11 protein-coding genes are annotated in these 17,337 nt (G+C 62.1%); 6 read left to right on the top strand and 5 right to left on the bottom strand.

The window, feature by feature from the left end:
- The first annotated feature begins 59 nt into the window (after positions 1–59).
- Complete coding sequence (locus GYH34_RS02070; protein WP_161912146.1) at positions 60–1,457, top strand: M48 family metalloprotease; 1,398 nt, start codon at positions 60–62, stop codon at positions 1,455–1,457.
- 197 nt (positions 1,458–1,654) lie between these two features.
- Here the strand turns inward: GYH34_RS02070 and GYH34_RS02065 are convergent, their stop codons facing one another.
- Positions 1,655–3,091, bottom strand: coding sequence for a HAMP domain-containing sensor histidine kinase (locus tag GYH34_RS02065; protein ID WP_161912145.1), 1,437 nt, complete (start codon positions 3,089–3,091; stop codon positions 1,655–1,657).
- Between the two features lie 2 nt (positions 3,092–3,093).
- Entirely contained in the window at positions 3,094–3,765 is a 672-nt protein-coding gene (locus GYH34_RS02060; protein ID WP_161914844.1) for a response regulator transcription factor, read from the bottom strand.
- Positions 3,766–4,400: 635 nt separating this feature from the next.
- Between GYH34_RS02060 and GYH34_RS02055 the strand changes: the two genes are divergently transcribed.
- The gene (locus GYH34_RS02055) at positions 4,401–6,602 is read left to right on the top strand and encodes a TonB-dependent siderophore receptor (RefSeq protein WP_161912144.1); all 2,202 of its coding nucleotides are present in this window, start codon (positions 4,401–4,403) and stop codon (positions 6,600–6,602) included.
- 66 nt (positions 6,603–6,668) lie between these two features.
- The gene (locus tag GYH34_RS02050) at positions 6,669–7,814 is read left to right on the top strand and encodes a PepSY-associated TM helix domain-containing protein (protein WP_161912143.1); all 1,146 of its coding nucleotides are present in this window, start codon (positions 6,669–6,671) and stop codon (positions 7,812–7,814) included.
- Between the two features lie 635 nt (positions 7,815–8,449).
- Here GYH34_RS02050 and GYH34_RS02045 read toward each other — a convergent pair.
- Together GYH34_RS02045 and GYH34_RS02040 are read right to left on the bottom strand one after the other, a co-directional pair.
- Entirely contained in the window at positions 8,450–9,661 is a 1,212-nt protein-coding gene (locus GYH34_RS02045; RefSeq protein ID WP_161912142.1) for a PepSY-associated TM helix domain-containing protein, read from the bottom strand.
- Positions 9,662–9,721: 60 nt separating this feature from the next.
- Positions 9,722–11,974, bottom strand: coding sequence for a TonB-dependent siderophore receptor (locus GYH34_RS02040; RefSeq protein ID WP_161912141.1), 2,253 nt, complete (start codon positions 11,972–11,974; stop codon positions 9,722–9,724).
- Positions 11,975–12,706: 732 nt separating this feature from the next.
- Between GYH34_RS02040 and GYH34_RS02035 the strand changes: the two genes are divergently transcribed.
- From GYH34_RS02035 to GYH34_RS02025, 3 genes are all read left to right on the top strand, one after another.
- Complete coding sequence (locus GYH34_RS02035; protein WP_161912140.1) at positions 12,707–13,384, top strand: response regulator transcription factor; 678 nt, start codon at positions 12,707–12,709, stop codon at positions 13,382–13,384.
- Complete coding sequence (locus GYH34_RS02030) at positions 13,381–14,781, top strand: HAMP domain-containing sensor histidine kinase (protein WP_161912139.1); 1,401 nt, start codon at positions 13,381–13,383, stop codon at positions 14,779–14,781. The genes GYH34_RS02035 and GYH34_RS02030 overlap by 4 nt, the downstream gene beginning before the upstream one ends.
- Positions 14,782–15,319: 538 nt before the next feature.
- On the top strand, positions 15,320–16,144 hold the full coding sequence (locus tag GYH34_RS02025; protein WP_161912138.1) for a DUF4375 domain-containing protein: 825 nt from the start codon (positions 15,320–15,322) through the stop codon (positions 16,142–16,144).
- A gap of 313 nt (positions 16,145–16,457) precedes the next feature.
- On the opposite strand, the gene GYH34_RS02020 is transcribed toward GYH34_RS02025, so the two are convergent.
- Positions 16,458–17,336: a TonB family protein gene (locus GYH34_RS02020; RefSeq protein ID WP_161912137.1), complete on the bottom strand. Its 879-nt coding sequence runs from the start codon at positions 17,334–17,336 to the stop codon at positions 16,458–16,460.
- Between the last annotated feature and the right edge of the window lies 1 nt (position 17,337).

The raw sequence follows: 17,337 nt of genomic DNA, 5'->3' as shown, positions 1-17,337 counted from the left end.
GAGCCTTCCACCTCGTGACGCGGTTTGCTTTCCGTCTCCGCTTACGCCACTCTTCGCCCATGGATCGCAAAAGCGGCAAGCGGCGGACGCTTCTCACCGGTCTCCTGATCTTCGCGCTCTGCGCGCCCGCGCGCGCGGAGGATGAAGGGCCGCGCGTGTCGATCATCCGCGACGCGGAGATCGAGCAATTATTGCGGGACTACACCGCCCCCGTGCTGAAGGCGGCGGGCATTCACAGCGCGGCGGCCAAGATTATTCTGGTCGGCGACCGCTCCTTCAACGCTTTCGTCGCCGACGGGCAGAAGATCTTCGTCAACACCGGCGCGCTGATGGAGGCGAAGACGCCCAATGAGATCATCGGCGTCCTCGCCCATGAGACCGGCCATATCGCCGGCGGCCATTTGGCGCGCGGGCGCCAGGAACTCGCCAAGGCGACCATTCTCTCCGTCGCCGGCATGTTGGCCAGCGCCGGCGCCATGGTCGCCGCGCGCGGCGCCTTCAACCGTCGCGACGGACAAGTGGGCATGGATTCCGCCGGCGCCGTCGGAATATTGCTCGGCCCACAAGAGGCGGTGAAGCGCTCGCTGCTCGCCTATCAGCGTGGCGAGGAGCAGGCCGCCGATCGCATGGCGGTGCGCTTCCTCACGGCGACGCATCAATCCGCCAAGGGCATGCTGGAAGTGTTCAACCGCTTCGCCAGCGAATCCCTGTTCAAGACGACGGCGATCGACCCGTATCTGCAATCGCATCCGCTGCCCAATGAGCGCATCTCCAATCTCGATCAGGCGGCCAAGCAGTCGCCCTATTTCGATGTCCCGGATTCGCCGGCGCTGCAGGCCCGTCACGATCTGATGCGCGCCAAGCTCGTCGGCTTCATGGGCAATTCCGGCGAGGTGGCGCGGCGCTATCCGATCTCCGATCTTTCGCTGCCGGCGCGCTACGCCCGCGTCATCGCCGATAATCGCTTCGGCCGGCTGGAGGATGCTTTGCGCGGCGCCGACGCGCTGGTCGCGGCCGATCCGAAGAATCCCTATTTCTGGGAGTTGAAGGGGCAGATTTTGCTGGAGGCGGGCCGCGCCAATCAGGCCATCGCGCCTTTGCGCAAGGCGGCGGCCATCGCCGGGCCGGCGGCGACGCCGATCCGCGTGCTGCTCGGCCATGCGCTGGTCTCGGCCGACGATCCCAAGCTGCTGAACGAGGCGGTGAGCGTGCTCGCCAACGCCACGCAGCGCGACGAGGACAGCGCCGACGCCTGGGAGTTTCTGTCCATGGCCTATTTCCGCAAGGGCGAGAACGCCAAGGCGCAGCTCGCGGCGGCGGAAGGCCTCTTCGTCGCCGGCAAATATGTGGAGGCGCGCACCCAGGCGACGCGCGCCCAGGCGCAGTTCAAGGAAGGCACGCAGGGCTGGCTGAAGGCGGACGATATATTGACCTATCGCCCGCCGGGGAGCGAGTGAAGAGGCGTTCGACGCAGTTTTTTCGAGCGGGAAATCGGCCTGCCGAGGGCGGGCGGCGGGTCGGTTTGAATTTCGGCGATGCGCCATAATCGGCGATTCGTCTGGGCGACCGGAAGGTCCGCTTTCTCTGGATTTCAAGGATTTTCGTCGCGCCGGAATCGGTCAAATTTTGAAAATCTCAGGCGCCGACCAGGCGATCATCTAGGACGCATTTCCCCGTTCTGCGGAGGACCTCCGCGCGGAGCGGTCGAGGCGTCGCACAGCGGAAGCTGCACCGCGAATGTTGTGCCTCCGCCCGGGGTTTCGTCGACCGCGATCGACCCTTGCATTTTTTCGACGAGCTCACGCACGATCGACAAGCCGAGGCCGGTTCCCGGCGTATCATCGCCGCCACGCCAGAACGGCTCGAAAACCATTCCGCGCTCGGGCGGCGCAATTCCCGGGCCGTGGTCGATCACCTCGATCACGGCGCCAGCTGTCGCTCGCACGAGAACGACGCCATTGTCCGGCTCCGCACGAAGGGCATTTTCGATCAAGTTGATGACGACGCTTTCGATCGCCCAGCGATAGGCCGGAATATAAATCGGCTCGGATGGGGCCTCGAGCTCGAGATATCGGTGGTTGTCGAGCGCGACAGGCGCGAGATCGGCGACGATCGCGATCAAGGCTTCGACGAGGTCGATCGTGTTCGGCGCGGAGGCGGCTGTCACGCCTTTTTCTGAAATTTGCGCGAGAACCAGCAATTGCTCCACGATCGTGCGGATGCGACGCACGTCGCGTTGGATATCGAGCTTCAGCGGCGTCGTCTCGAGCTTTTCGACGCGAGCGGTGAGCACGGTAATGGGCGTTCGCAATTCATGAGCGGAATTGGCTGTGAAGCGCTTTTGCCTCGCGACCCCGTCATCCACGCGCCGAAGCGCCGTGTTGACCGCGTCGATGAAGGGAGAGAGCTCCGCCGGAAGCCTGTCCGTCGGGATGTGCTGACGCAATGAATTCACGTCGATTTGCGAAACTTTGGCGGCTACCGCTCGCAGTGGAGCGAGGGCCTCTCTTACGACGGCGAACGCAATGAGCGCGACGACGCTGGCGAGTAAGCCATAGCTCATCAAGCCGACCGCAGTGAAGGACGAATATATCTGGTAGAATACGTCATCCCAATGGAATTTCGATCCGTAGACGATGATTTTTGCACGCCCGACCGGGGTGTTCATCGTCCGCTCGAGGCCTCGCGCATCGGGATTCGGGTCGCCTTCGAGATGAAAGGCGGCTGCATGTAGGTCGAGGCCATGGAGCGTCTGGAAATAAGGGGTGAGCTCGAGGGACGATCCGCGCAATGGCGCATTCGAGCCGATTTCCAACGCAGCGTAGCGAAACGCCGGGTTGGCGGCGGCATAGATGCGCAGATCGTCCGTCATCGCGATGAATTTCGCGCCCACCTCGTCCTTGCGCAACGCGCCCGCGACGAGTGTCCGAGCGCGCCGGGTCGTCCAGGATTCGAGATTGGTCTCCGGCTCGAACAAGGAGAGAGCCGACATAGCGAGATTGAGAATCGGCGGCAGCGCGAAGAATGTCACCAGCGAGCCGGCGATCCAGTAGACGATGAGGCGGCTCGACAGCGAGCGGAGCGGGCGCATCGTCAAATTGCTCGGATAAGATAGCCAACGCCACGAACGCTTCGCACATCGGCTTTTGCGTCGCAGGACTCCAGCCGTCGCCTCAACCGGGAGGCGAGCGTTTTCAGCGCATTCAGTTGCGCTGTTTCGTCGAATCCGTAGAGTTCGTCGATCAGGGTCGCGTGCGTCACCACGCGGCCCGCGCGTCGCATGAGCGATTCGAGCATAAGAGCCTCGCGCTTGAACAGCAGCAGCGGACGACCGGCGATGTTCGCCTCCCGCGTATTCACGTCGAAGGTAAGGTCGCCCACGACGACCGGAGGCAGCGCGGCGTTGCCCGGGCGCCGAAGATTGGCCCTTACACGCGCCAGCAATTCGTTGGTGTCGAAAGGCTTGGTCAGATAATCATCGGCGCCGGCGTCCAACCCTTCCACCCGGTCGTCTATGTCGCGGAGCGCGGAAACGACCAAAATGCGTGTGGCGGAGCGCATTCGCCGAATTTCTGGGATGATCGATATGCCGTCCGCGTCCGGCAGCCGGCGGTCGAGCAGGACGATCGGATAGTCATACGCGCGGATTGCGTCCAGTGCGGCGGTCGCCGTCGCGACCCGATCGATGACGAAGCCGGCGGCTCGCATTCGTTCCGTCAGCAGGAAAGCGAGCTCGCGCTCGTCCTCGATTATGAGTATCCGCATCTCTGTCCTGGCCCCGACTATGCGCCGCTCTGCTCGGAACGAGCGGCAGTGAAGCAGGAAAAGTGGCAATTCTGCAACAGCTTCGGCCTATTGCCCTGCGGAAAAGCCGTGTTGCCCTCACGTAACCATACCTTCGTAAGAGAGTGAGCGGCCGCTCTCGACGTTCGGCGGTTCGGCATCAGGAGCCATTCGGTTGCGGCGCGAAAGATCGATTCTCAGCCTGCTGCTCTCACTGGGCTTCTTGCTGACCGCGCTTTGGCCCCAGCAAGGGGGAGCGCAGCGGTCGGAGGCTTCCGCGGCGCTACACGGGCTCTGCGTTGTTTCCGACGTCTCGAAAGGCGATTTCCCCGGAGCGCCGTCCCAGAAGGGCGTCGATTGCTGCATTCTATGCATATCCGTTGGACATTGCGGGGGAGATTTCTTTGCTCTCGCCGCGCTGTTGGCAGCGACTGAATGGCCGAATGCGGGCCTGGGCGGACCACCAGAGTGGCCTGATCGGAGGCTGCCCGACAATATCAGCGTGGCCCGCGGATTTTCCGCCCGCGCATCCCCCGTTCTCTCCTGATCGTGAAGAAACCGGCCGTCGAGGCCGATCTCATTCCCGTTCGCGCGCTGACCGCGCCAGGAGACCCATCATGCTTCGCTCTAAGTTCAAGCGCGTCGTCGGCGCGCCACTGCTTCTTCTATCCTGCGTCCCGGCTCTCGGGCAGGAAGCGCTGCCCTCCATCGACATCGGCGCCTCGCAGATTTCTGGCCCTGCGCAGCGACCGGTCCCGGGCGACCGCCAGGACAAGGCCGCCTATAAGACTTGGAATACATCGACCGCGACCAAGACCGATTCGCCGATCATGCAGACGCCGGTCAGCGTGCAGGTCGTGCCGCAGCAGATATTGCAGGATCAGCAGGTCGTCATCATCGACAAGGCGCTGCAAAATGTCAGCGGCGTCTATATGATTCCGGTCGGCGGCTTGCAGGCCGGCTTTTCGATCCGCGGCTTTGAAACTTACAAATATTACCTCGACGGCGTAAGGGTCGACAATCGCACGACTCCGGGCTCGCGGGACACGGTCGATCTCGATCGGATCGAAGTGCTGAAGGGACCAGCCTCTGTGCTGTTCGGACGATTGGAGCCTGGCGGGCTCATCAATCTCGCGACCAAGCGGCCTTCCGAGATTCCATCCTATGCGATCCAGCAGCAATTCGGGTCGTTCGACTTCTATCGCACCGCATTGAATATGACGGGGCCTGTCACGGACGACAAGCGGCTGCTCTATCGTTTCGACGCCGCCTATCAAAATTCGAGCGGATTTCGGGACTTCGCCGATGTCGAACATGTATTTCTGGCGCCGCGACTGCATTTCGAGCCGAACGCCGATACGCAAGCCAATCTCTATTTGCAATATTTCCACAGCAAGGACCCGATCTATTTCGGTTTTCCGAAATTTTGGGGCTCCCCATATTCTGCGCTCATCTCTCGGAGCTATGGCGAGCCCAACAGCGAGGAGGATACGCATTACGACGTTCGTGTCGGCTTCGATTGGTCTCATTCCTTCGACGCGAATTGGAAGATCACCCATCGCTTCGATGCGGATTTTCGTGACGCGGCGGCCCCGGGCACGGTGGTCGTGAATGGCGTCACCCAGTCGCAATGCACATGGATCTCGTGCCCGATAGCGCGCTCCGTCAACCGCTTCGTGTTACAGGGACAGTATTATTTCACCAATATCGACCTGACCGGAAAATTCGATACGTTCGGCGTCGAGCACGAGCTGCTCGTCGGCGGCGACTATTACGCGGATCTCGTGACCACGCAGCGCCGTTCGCAGTCGACCGGCGTGCCGTCCATCGATCTCTTCAATCCGGTCCACACTGGAAGCTTGGGTTATCTGCTCGACTTCGCGAGCTCTGTGTCCAATCTCCGCGCCGAACAAGACTACTACGGGCTTTATGTCCAGGATCAGGCGGAACTGCCTTTCGGCTTCCATCTTCTCGCCGGGTTCCGCTACGACAACGCTCATGCGAAGGACCATACGGACACTTTCTCGCCGACCCCCGCGATCGCGGAAATCGAAGTGCGCCAACAGGCGATCAAGCCGCGCGTCGGATTGCTGTGGCGACCGATTCCGGAATTGAGTCTCTATGGAAATTATGTCGAGAATTTCAGTCCTCCGTCGACAACGGGCGGCCCTAGTTCTTCTGGCCCGAACCAACCGGCTTTGAAGGCGTCGGAGGGATCGCAATGGGAGGCCGGCGTCAAGACGGAGCTCTTCGAGGGTCGATTGACGACGACGGTTTCCTGGTTCGACATCACCAAAACCAATGTCGCGACCCCGGATCCGGATCCGGCGCGCGCGGCCCTCGGCTATCGTGTGCTGACCGGCGCCGTGCGCAATCGTGGATGGGAGGCCGATGTCAGCGGACAATTGCTCGACGAGCTGAAGCTCATCGCCAATATCGCCTACATCGACTCCAACATTCTAAAAGACAATAGCGGCAACGTCGGTCACCGGCTCTACGGCGTCCCGAAATTCGCCGGCGGCGTGTGGGCGGTGTATGAGCCGCGATGGACGCTCGTTCCCGGGCTGAGCTTCGGCGCCGGCCTCGTCTCCTCTGGCGCCGTCTGGGCCGACACGGCGAATACGCTGATGCTGCCCGGATATACGATCGCCAATCTAATGGCGCGCTATGCGTTCGAATTCGAAGGAAAGAAGATCAGCTTCCAGATCAACGCGGATAATATTACGGATGTGAGATATTACGCGGCCGCGGGAGGCGCGAATAGTATCAATCCCGCGCAGCCTCGCAATATCATGGGAGCGATCCGGGTCGAATTTTAAACGAGCGAAGAGGCGCGTCCCGTGAAATCGGCGGCGCCGCGCTTCTGATCGAAGGACTCCCGAACCATGCGCACCGTCCTGTCGAGAATTCATCGGTGGATCGGCTTTGTGGCCGGCGCCTATTTTGTGCTCGCCGGCCTCACTGGCGTCGTCCTGGTCTATCGGGCCGAGCTCGACACATGGCTGAACCGTGATTTGATAGGGCCATCTCGTCCAGCCTCTGAGCGCCAGGCGTTTCGTCCTATCGATGAACTGTTCGCCGCTGCAAAAGAACGAGTTCCGCCAGATTCGAGCCCGGCGTTCATTCACTTGCCGAAGAGCGACGATGGTTATTTCGATCTGATCTATTCGCATCCGAACGCGCATGGCCATGCCTCCATCGGTCAGATCGTCGTCGATCCCTATTCGGGACGGGTGAGGGGACAGCGCGTCATCGCCGATCCGAACGATCCGCTCGCCGAGCCCTCGGTGATGCTGCTCATGCATCTGCACTACACTCTGCTCGCGGGCGATGTCGGCGAATCCATCGCCGGCCTCGCGGGGCTTGCGCTGCTGGCGTCGTTCGTCTCGGGCCTCTTTCTCTGGCGGCCATTCGCGGGCTCATGGCGACGAGCTCTTCTGTTCAAGCGCGGCGCTGGGCCGGATCGCGCTCTTTTCGACCTGCATCGACTTTCCGGAGCCTATAGCGCCCCTATGGCGTTCGTGGTCGTGCTCTCCGGCGTATGCCTGATTTTCGGCTCGCAGACGAGCCAGCTGATCGGCTCGTTCTCGTCCGTCTCGGCGAATATGTTGCCGGGAAATTTGAAATCGGAGCCCGCCGCGGGTCGTTCGCCGATTGGCCCGAGCACGGCGGCCGCAACGGTCGATCGCTTGTTTCCCGACGGCCGGATGATGAGCATCGCATTGCCCCTTCGCCCCGATGGCGTATATCGCGTGGGCAAGCACGTCGACGGCGAAATCTACGAGACCGAGACGAAGCGCGTCGTAGCGGTCGATCAATACAGCGGCGCAATTATAGCCGTTCAAGACCCGCGGCGATTCACCTTCGGTGAAAGACTGCTCGAATGGCGATTCCCGCTCCACACAGGCGAAGCGTTCGGCGCCGTCGGCCGTGTCCTCATGACCGTGATGGGTTTCGTCCCCGTCCTTCTATTCGTCACAGGCTTTGTCAGATGGCGACGAGGACGACATCGCCTCGCCGCGTCGAGGTGAGCGATATGCGCCATCGGGAAGGGGGAACTCGCGCTGTGCGGCCATTCGCTGGGAACGATCGAGGGGCCGCTTTTCCCGGATTTCGCGGACTTTCGCTGCCACCCGCCGTTTCCGCGGAAGGTATCATGACACGCCAGCGCCCTATCGGTCGTGGGGATCGCTGTGCCAAGTCGGCGACGGGTGTCTGCGCACGACCGCGGAGATAATCGGTGATTTCGCGTGCAACAGGGAGTCATCCGCCGAAAATGAGTTCCACAATGGGTGCGACAAAGATCGGCGGGGCTCGGCTCCGTAGTCGATTTCAATCTGGCGCGTGACGCCGAAGGCGTCCCGAGCATCGAACACCGGTCACTCGGCTTCGGCGGTCCGAGCCCCGGCGACGCGCGGCCACAATTGACCGAGGTCATTGATCTCTACTCGGGGCTGCGCCACGAGTAGCAGAGATCGTCGATACGCTTCCAACGCTCGGCAGGCGTCCGCGGCGCGCGCATCCCATCGGCGTCGCGAGAACTCGTTTCTCGATTGATCTCCGTGATGTCGACAGTCACGCTCGGGCCAGGTCGATGATAGCGGCCGGCTCGTTCCGAGGCCGCCGCGATAGAAACGATCGAAGCGGCGCTCGAGACAGTGGGCAGCTATCCGGGCCGGCGACTTTCAGACGTCGACGCCGAACGATGTGATCGCGCCGAGCTCTTCATCCACCAGACATATACGCCGGTGATCGAAAGCAATGCGATGCATACTCCGACTAGGCTCACGAAGATGCGATAGGGAAGCCCGAAGACATTGGCCTTATGCAATTCATATATCCAGGTCGTGAAACTATTGGCCGCCCGCTGTCCGGTCGGCAGCACGATGCTATACAGCTCTCCCGTGTAGGCGTCGAACAAGACCGAGGTGAGCCCCTGTCGGTCGCCGATATCGAGCGAGGAGCGCACGCGATATTGATAGAGCGCGTTTTCGCGCGCGAGATACATGGCCAGAGGCCGCTCGACAGCAAACCCTCGCTCCTTCGCTTGTTCGGCCATATGACGTTCGGCGAGCCTCTGCGCGTCACGCCAGCCGATCATGGCTCGGCCGTCTGAAGGCGTTGGTCTCGACTGGTTCCAGACCCAATCTCGAGGCTGATAGTCGAAGGCGATCTGCATCGCTCGGGTATAGAAGCCGCTCATCAGCATCGACACGCTCGACCAGGAGAAAACGAGGAGAATCACGAACAGCCACGAGCCGCAGGCGCGATGCAGATCGAAATTGATGCGAAACCAGGAGCGGCTCCGCTTTACGAGCCAGGACGGCCTCCACCGACGCAAGAAATCCAGAAATCCGTTTCGCGAGATGCGCGGCAGCGCGAGATAAAAGCCGACGAAGCTGTCCAAGGTCCAAACGATCGCCGTGACGCCGAGAATCCAGCTCCCAATCTTGCCGAGCGCCAGCGAGAAGTGCAGACGATAGATGAAAGGAAGGATGTCGTGCAGCGCAGACGGCGCAGAGCCGCGTGAAAGTCGGCCGCGCTCTTCTCCGGTCACGGGATCGAGAAGTAGATAGTCGAAGCCCGGCGGCGGCGCGCCGGGCGCTGGTCTCACGCCGAGTTCCGCCGTTCCTGGAACATAGCTCAGATTGACGGTGACGACTTGCACGCCGGGGTGGAAGGCTTCCGCGCGGGACGCCAGCGTTCCGGCGTCGAGCTCAGCGCCGGCGCTCGGACCCGGATAGAGATCCGGGGCCACGACATGATTGAGCTCGGGCCAGAAGGCGAGGAGGCTCCCCGTGAGGCCGGCGACGGCGAGGAACGCCGCCATCGCAAGCCCGCACCAGCGATGCAGCCACACGAAGAAAGGACGCGTCATGGATATATGCTCCGCCCGGAAACCGAGAGGCGCGCAATGGCCTGCGCGCCTCCCGCATGATCAATATTCGAGGCTGATCGCGCCCATGAAGGTCCGCGGCGCGCCATAGAAGGCGTAGGCGCCGCCGTTGCTGCTCTCGAAATATTTGGTGTCGGTGAGGTTCTTCACATTGAATTGGAACTTCAGCTTGTGGCCATCGAACAGGGTGCGATAGGAGACCATCGCGTCGAATTTCACATAAGCAGGCATGAACCATGTGTTGGCGTTGTTGCCATAGCGTTTGTCCATTGCATAGACGCCTCCGCCGAGCTCCCAGCCTTCCGCCTGCCCCGGCGCCGTGTCCCATTTCGCCCAGAGATTGCCTACATTAGGCGCGGCGCTGTAATAGCGCTTGCCGACATTGCCATTGTTGTTGTCGTTGGTGATCTTCACCGAGTCGAATGTGTAGCTGGCGATGAGGCTGAGATTGTCGGTGACTTGGCCCGCAATGTCGAATTCGACGCCGCGACTCGTCACCTCGCCGACCGCGACGCTGCGCGTCGGTATGATCGGGTCCGGTTGCAGCACGTTCTTCTTGCGAAGATCGAACAGCGCGACCGTCGTCGTGATGCGTCCGTCGAGCCAGAGCTTCTTGGCGCCGACCTCCCATTGCACGCCGGTTTCCGCCGGGCTGATCGTTCCTTGGCTCGTCAGCCCGCTGTAATTGCCGAAAGAGCGGCTGTAGCTGCCATAGACGGACGCGCTTTCGTCGATCTTGAACGAGAGTCCCGCCCGAGGCGAGAGCTTCGGCTCCTCGGACGAAGGAATGATCGGATCGCCAGTGCACGCCGGATAGCACGAGGCGCCGAGCGCGCCGAATGTCTTGGCTCTGGTAATCTGATATTTGTCCCAGCGTCCGCCGATCAGGAGATGCACTCGATCGTCCAGGAATGAAATGTGATCCTGAAGATAGAAGCCGAGATTTTGATTGCTGTTGGGGCCGAGCTTATTGGCGGCTCCATAGGCGTTGATCGCGCCGAGAACGTCGCCGAAATAGCCATAGGCCGGCGTGAAGACGTTGAGCGACGGCACGAGCGGATGGCCGCAGCAATCGCCGGTCCAGACGTCCGCATATCGGAACCAATCGACGCCAGCGAGGATTTCGTGTTTCAAAGGTCCAGTCAGCACTTCGCCGGCAAGATCGAGATTGGTCGAAATGTTGTCGCGCTTGACGAAATTATGCCAGAAGCCGCGTCCGATCACGCCGGTCGCGCCGTTATACGCATTGTTCGAGAGCTTGTTGATCGAGTCGTGGTCGTCGATATATTGAAATCGATTGGTGATCCGCCATTTTTCGGCGAAGCGATAGGTCCAGTCGAAGCCGTAATGTGTTCTGCTCGTCAGATTCGGAAACTTGTCCCACATTTGCGGATCGTTGGACACGAAATTTCTCGGCAGATCGAGCGGGCGATCGTTCATTCCCGGGATCACCAGAGCGCGTCCGCCGACCGAGCGAAGATCGACGGGTATGGTTCCGCCGCTATAGCTTCCAAAGGTCGTCGCCTTTTTGTGATAGTGCTCGAACTGAAGATTGAACTCGAAATCGCGACTCGGCCGAAATGTGAAATAGGCGGCTGCGGCGCCGCCGTCGCGATGCTCGAAGTCGATCCAGGAATCGGCGCGATCATACGCCGCGATGAGGCGATAGAGCACGGTCTTCTCGGCGTCGATGGGGCCCGTCACGTCTGCGACGGTGCGCGACAGTCCCCAGCTGCCGAATTGCGTTCCGATCGACGCCGCGAATTCCTCCTGCGGGCGCTTGGTCACGACATTGACGAAGCCACCGGGCTCGATGCGCCCATAGAGCATGGCCGCAGGTCCCTTGACGATCTCGATGCGGTCCGCGAATGCGAGATCGACTGTGCCCGCGAGGCCGAGCGCCTTCAAACCATCTCGATAGGTGGAGCCGTAGCCGGTGCTGAAGCCGCGGATGAGATAGGCGTCGTAAGGGCTGCCTGTCGATTCCGCCTGCACGCCGGAGACATTCTGCACCGCCTCCTTCAGATCGATGAGCTGCCGGTCCTGAAGCACTTCGCGCGGAATGATCTGCACAGATTGCGGCGTGTCGAGCAGCGGCGTGCTGGTCTTCGTGGCGCTGAAGGTCGTCGAGCGCGAGTAGCCCTTCTCCGCTTGCGGAGCGGCGCGATCCGGTGCGCCCGCGGAGGCGCCGATCTCGATCGAGGGCAGGGTCTCCTGCCCGAAGGCCGGCGACGAGAGGATAGCGAGAGTGAGCGCGCCGACGGACGCGCTACGCAGAAACTGCGTGCGGAACATGTGGATTCTCTCCCCGAGCGGCGCGACGGCCGTCAAGTCTGGTGAAAAAGCGGCGTGTCTAGATTCGATCGGTCACGCGCGGGAGGGAGGCCCGCGAGACGATCGGACGCTGGCCCATCCATCGGAAGGGCGGCTGTCGATATCGATGAGATATCGAGGCTCATGGACATCCCGCTCCGCGGCAGGCGCCAATGAGCAATGCGCCGCCGCAGTCTCTCCTCCTGCCGGGCGCTCGTCAGTTTCGCAGAAATAGCAAAAGCGACACTGACCGTCTCTATGGTCTGCGTCGTCTCTCGGCGTCCTCTCCTTCGACAGATCGATCGCGCATTGTCTCGCGCGAGGCGAAGCGGCGAGCTCGCTTCCGCCATAGGACTCCAGGAACCACCTCTGAAGGCCGACGTTCGCCCATGCGCCATGCAGTGCGAAAAATATCGCGAAGAGCCCGACCGCCGCCATTTGCAGACGCGCCGGTCGGCCTCGTTCTCGTGATTTCTCGCGCATGCGAACGTCCATTTCCCCGTTTCTCACGAAGCGCGCCGACAAGCCGGTTTCCTCGACCGTTTCGGCACTGTTACCGACGTTCGATCCCCTCAACGTTACCGCGACCCAAAATCGGCCGGCTGTGACATTTATGCCACAAAATGAAGGCGTTGGTGTCGAGCGCCGTCCGCCCTTGCAATCATAGCCCGCTCGGATATCAGATAGACGCCTCGCAAGCTGGGAGCGGCGCCCATGCGAATTTTGTTGGTGGAAGACAATGCAGAGCTGGCCGGGCACATCGTCAGACGGATCCGATCCGACGGCTTCGTGATCGATCGCGTCGGATCGATCGACGAGGCGAAGCAGGCAGTCGACGACGAGGCTTACGCCCTCATGCTTCTAGATCGAAGACTTCCCGATGGGGATGGACTGTCCTTCGTGCCATTCATTCGCGATCGACGTCCGGGCGTTCGCATCATGGTCCTCACCGCGTTGGACGCGATCGACAATCGGATCGAAGGTCTCGACGCCGGCGCCGACGACTATTTGACGAAGCCGTTCAATCTCGACGAGCTCATGGCGCGTATCCGCGCGAGTCTGAGGCGGCCCGGGGGCGAGCGCGTGCCGCCGGTCGTCATCGGCGGGCTGCATTACGACATGGACGCACGTTCCGCGACAACAGGCGGTCTACCCGTGCCGCTGCTGCGGCGCGAGCTCGCGCTGCTCGACACGCTGGTCAGGAGAGCCGGACGCGTCGTGCCCCGCGACGCTCTCATCGCCGCGATCTATGAGTTGGAAGAGGATATTCAGCCCCACACGCTGACGACCTTGGTGTGTCGATTGCGCTCGCGCCTCGACGAGGCGCGCGCGGGCGTGAAGATCCATTCATCGCGCGGCCTCGGCTATATGATCATGTCGGCAGAGATATGACGAAAGCGTCATCGCTCGTTGTCCGGGTGGTGTGTCTGCTCGTTGCCGCGCAACTGCCGGCCTTCCTGCTCGCGTGGATCTTCACACAAGCGACCTTGCGCGCCGGCGAGAGATTCCAGGACGGCGCGCTCGATGAGCTCGCTGTCGTTCGCACGAGCCGCCTCGTGGCGGACTCCGTTGTGAAAGGAGTTGACGGCGTTCTGCGCATAACGCCCACTCCAGCGCTCCGCGCGGAAACCGACGACGTTCCCGGCTTGATGATCGCAGTGTTCGATCCTGCGAATGGAGAACCGGTCGCTGGTTCATCCCCGCCTCTTACCGAAGTGCTGAAAGGACTGGCGCGTGCGAGGCCCGCGCATATGCATTTCGCGAGAACAGGCGATCGCAAGGATCAATACTCTGGACATCTCAGTCTCGGCGCCACTGAGGCCGGTCTCATGCAGATCGCAATCTACGGCCAGAAGTTCCGCTGGGTGGACCTCTATTATTCGCTGGCGTTCGATTTGTCCTATTTGGCGGCATTTCTCCTCGCGACGATTTTGACGAGCGCGTGGATCGCTTGGTTCGCGGTGCGCACCGGACTGAAGCCGCTGAATAATGTCGCACGTCAGGCCGAGCACATCGATCTGAACTCCTTGGACCAGCGCTTTCGAATCGAGGACGTGCCGACCGAGATCATGCCGCTCGTCGTCGCCTTCAATGCTGCGCTTGCGCGTCTCGACGCGGGCGCGGCGAAGATGCGCCGGTTTACGGCGAATATCGCTCACGAGCTTCGCACGCCGCTCGCGATCATGCGGGCGCGACTGGAAACGTCGCATGAGCCGACATTCACGACAGATTTGAAGAGGGACGCCAGCAAGCTTCAGACGATGGTCGAGCAGATGCTGGTGGCCACGAGGCTGAGCGAACGCCAGACATCGCTCGACCAAGAGGTGGATCTGGTGGAGACGGTCTATGCGGTCACATGCGACCATCTCCCGCTCGCTGTCGAAAGTGGGCGCGACATCGAATTCGATTGTGCGGCCGAGTCTATAGTGGTGCGGGGCAATCGACGCGCGATCGAGTGCATCGTGGTCAATCTCATCGACAATGCCTTGCGCGCCGAGCCTCGCGGCGGGACGATCGTCGTCCGCTTGAGCGAGGATGCGATCGTCGAGATCGTCGACCATGGCGAGGGTGTCGGCGCCGAGGTGAAGGATCTCGTTTTCGAGCCCTTTTGGCGCAAGAACGAAGCGACGCCGGGGACGGGATTGGGACTGGCGATTTCGAAAGAGCTGATCGAAAAGCATGGCGGCGCGATCTGGGTCGAGGACACGCCGGGCGGCGGAGCGACGTTCAAGCTGTCGTTTCCACAGTCCACGACGTCTACTGGCGCCGAGACGCATCGAAACCCATGAAATTGTGGCGCCTGATTTTATCTACCGGGCGGGAGACCGAGAACGCGACTGCGAATGGTTCCGCCTCGATCGTGATCGGGACCGTCGTACACGGGATGGTAATTCCACGTGCGGAGTCGTCTGGTCGTTTGTCTGTCGCCCAAACACCGAAATGTCGGCTATCGGCGCAAGCAGACGTTGGACCTACGAGAGGGAGGGTCTCCTTCGGGTCGGAGTTTCTCGTCTCCGTCCCGAAGGGGGAGGTCCCGCCAGGAGCAGTCCTTCGCCGGAAGGCCTCCGCCAAGAGTTCGCTCGATTGCAACAGCCTGGGGCTTTCGCTGCGATTTTCTTGAAGCGATCAGCGGTGAAGACGTGCGACGATCTCGAATATGAGCTAGAGCAGCCCGCGGGAGACGCCTTTATGCGACAACGGCTTCGTGATCTCACGATTCATTTTGGCATCCTTTTATCGATGAGCGCGCTCGGCGCCGAGGCGCATCCGCGCATTAAGAACGGCGCCGCCAATTTGACACACCCTATCGTTGCGACGGAGCGGAAAATGATTTCGATCACCGACAAAAACGCCATCGTCGTCGACGAGAGCGCGGTCGACTCCACCGATCCAGACTATGACATAGTCCAGGCCAATATCGATTTCCTCAACGATTTGTTGGCGCAACATATTCGCTTCGACGAAATGTCGCAGGAGGCGCTGCGCAGCTATGAGGTCGATTATTATCTGGCGCAGATGGAGAATGGCGGCTTCCCGCAGTTCGTCCTCAATTCGCGCTGGCATGTCGATTCGGTGCGGCTGATCCGCGAAGGTCTGGCGGCGATCGGAGCGAAAAAGCATCTCTCGCTGTTCGAGGAGGGGGGCCGCCTCGTCGATTCGCTGGGCGAGGCGCGGCTGAAGAAATTCCTCGCGACGACGATCCATGATTACGGCAAGAGCGCCGAACGCGCCGCGCTCGAAGCGATAGACGACCGGTTTTTCGGTTTGGACAAGACAGAGGATCTGCGTGGTCTCAATCGCGCATGGCTCCGCGCGCATCCCGCCCTCGCGCCGGCGAGCGCGGACCGCATAGCGGCGGAAGTCCGGCGGCGCGGCGAGCAGCTTCCCGATCGCGCCGCGCGCATCGCCGCCGCCGAGGCCGCCGCGCCCCGCTACATGAAGCTCATTCGCGCCCTCGTCGCCAAGGCGGGCCAGCGGCTCGACCGCGTGACGGCCGGCGATCCGATGCGCGAATTCGCCGGCGCGCCGACGACCGCCTGGTATTTCCTAACCGATCAGGGCCTGTTCCATATGGTCGACTCCGGCGGCAAAGCCATCATGTTCCGCGGCCGATCGACGACCGATCGCGTTTGCGAGATCGACGCGCCGTGAGCGGCAGGAGCAAATTTGCTTTCGTCCAGAACCGGGCGCATGGCGATGCTCGTCGCCGCCTCGACGGCGGCGCGATTTCACCCACGCCGAAGCCGGCGATGGTCCGGTCGTTCGGCAAGCGCCGGCGGTCATTGCTTCGTCGATCGCATTCCTCACAATTCGGCGGCAGGATCACGAGGAGAGAAGGGAGCGATGCGCCATAACCGGCCGTTCGAACGACATGACCCGAGGGGCGGCTTTCCCTGGATTTCCCGGACATTCGCGGTGGCCGCAGGCGGCAAAGCCGAGCGGTAGGTAGGCGATGTAGGGCCGATCACCTCGAGAGGTCGAAGGAAATGACGACGCTTCCGCGGAAATATCCGCCGGTCTGCCGTGGCGGACGGGATACGGCCAGCATCTGATGCACGGCGGCGTCGATCGCGCCATTGCCCGAGGAACGCGTGATGGCGTGGCTGGTGACGGCGCCTGACGGTCCGATCGAAAAGACGACGCCGACAGAGCCGGTCGCGCCTCTCTCGCGGGCGCTCGGCGGATAATGCTTGTGGCGGTTGATCTCGGCCGAGACCAGCGCCGCATAGGCGGCGTTGGACATGCGCGGCGCGTCGCCGGCGCCCTCCCGCACGGCGGCGGCGCCCGATTGCGAATGCGCCGCCTGTTGGCGGGCGCGCGCCTGCTCCAAGCACGCGACGCGTTGCGCCGCCTGGCGCCGGGCCTCTTCCATCTCCTCCTTGCGCTTCTTCTCCTCCACGCGGCGCCAGCTCTTCTGCGCATTCTCGATCGGCGGCTGCTCCACCGCGTCAGACGCTTCCATCTGCGGCAAGGGCGCGGACAAGAGGTCCACCGTCTCGGCGGACGCGCGCTCCTTCGGCTTGGCGACGTCCGGATCCTCGCGCAAAGTCGGATCGGGCGTGGCGGCGGGCGTGGGGTCGAGCGCGAAGGTCGGCGCGGCGTCCGGCGTCCGCGAGACGCTCGTCTCGGTCACCGTCTCGCCTTGCGGCACGAGCTCGACGCGCACATCCTCGAGCGGCGTCGGCTTGTCGACGACGAAAGCGATGAAGCCGATCAATATCGCCGCATGCGCGCCGAGGGCGACGCCGATCGCCAATGGCCGCAGCCAGGCCGGCAGAACCGTTTCCTCATGTGCGCGAGATCGCGCTGCGAGAGAAACCTCGCGTGGAGTCTCGTCCGTCATA

It is taken from the genome of Methylosinus sp. C49, from assembly GCF_009936375.1.
Lineage (GTDB): Bacteria > Pseudomonadota > Alphaproteobacteria > Rhizobiales > Beijerinckiaceae > Methylosinus.
This window is presented reverse-complemented; position numbering and strand designations above follow the sequence as displayed.

What these genes read in the sequence shown, in the direction of transcription:
- GYH34_RS02070 (WP_161912146.1), top strand. Translation starts at nt 60, where the DNA reads ATGGATCGCAAAAGCGGCAAGCGGCGGACGCTTCTCACCGGTCTCCTG.
- GYH34_RS02065 (WP_161912145.1), bottom strand. Translation starts at nt 3,091, where the DNA reads ATGCGCCCGCTCCGCTCGCTGTCGAGCCGCCTCATCGTCTACTGGATC.
- GYH34_RS02060 (WP_161914844.1), bottom strand. Translation starts at nt 3,765, where the DNA reads ATGCGGATACTCATAATCGAGGACGAGCGCGAGCTCGCTTTCCTGCTG.
- GYH34_RS02055 (WP_161912144.1), top strand. Translation starts at nt 4,401, where the DNA reads ATGCTTCGCTCTAAGTTCAAGCGCGTCGTCGGCGCGCCACTGCTTCTT.
- GYH34_RS02050 (WP_161912143.1), top strand. Translation starts at nt 6,669, where the DNA reads ATGCGCACCGTCCTGTCGAGAATTCATCGGTGGATCGGCTTTGTGGCC.
- GYH34_RS02045 (WP_161912142.1), bottom strand. Translation starts at nt 9,661, where the DNA reads ATGACGCGTCCTTTCTTCGTGTGGCTGCATCGCTGGTGCGGGCTTGCG.
- GYH34_RS02040 (WP_161912141.1), bottom strand. Translation starts at nt 11,974, where the DNA reads ATGTTCCGCACGCAGTTTCTGCGTAGCGCGTCCGTCGGCGCGCTCACT.
- GYH34_RS02035 (WP_161912140.1), top strand. Translation starts at nt 12,707, where the DNA reads ATGCGAATTTTGTTGGTGGAAGACAATGCAGAGCTGGCCGGGCACATC.
- GYH34_RS02030 (WP_161912139.1), top strand. Translation starts at nt 13,381, where the DNA reads ATGACGAAAGCGTCATCGCTCGTTGTCCGGGTGGTGTGTCTGCTCGTT.
- GYH34_RS02025 (WP_161912138.1), top strand. Translation starts at nt 15,320, where the DNA reads ATGATTTCGATCACCGACAAAAACGCCATCGTCGTCGACGAGAGCGCG.
- GYH34_RS02020 (WP_161912137.1), bottom strand. Translation starts at nt 17,336, where the DNA reads ATGACGGACGAGACTCCACGCGAGGTTTCTCTCGCAGCGCGATCTCGC.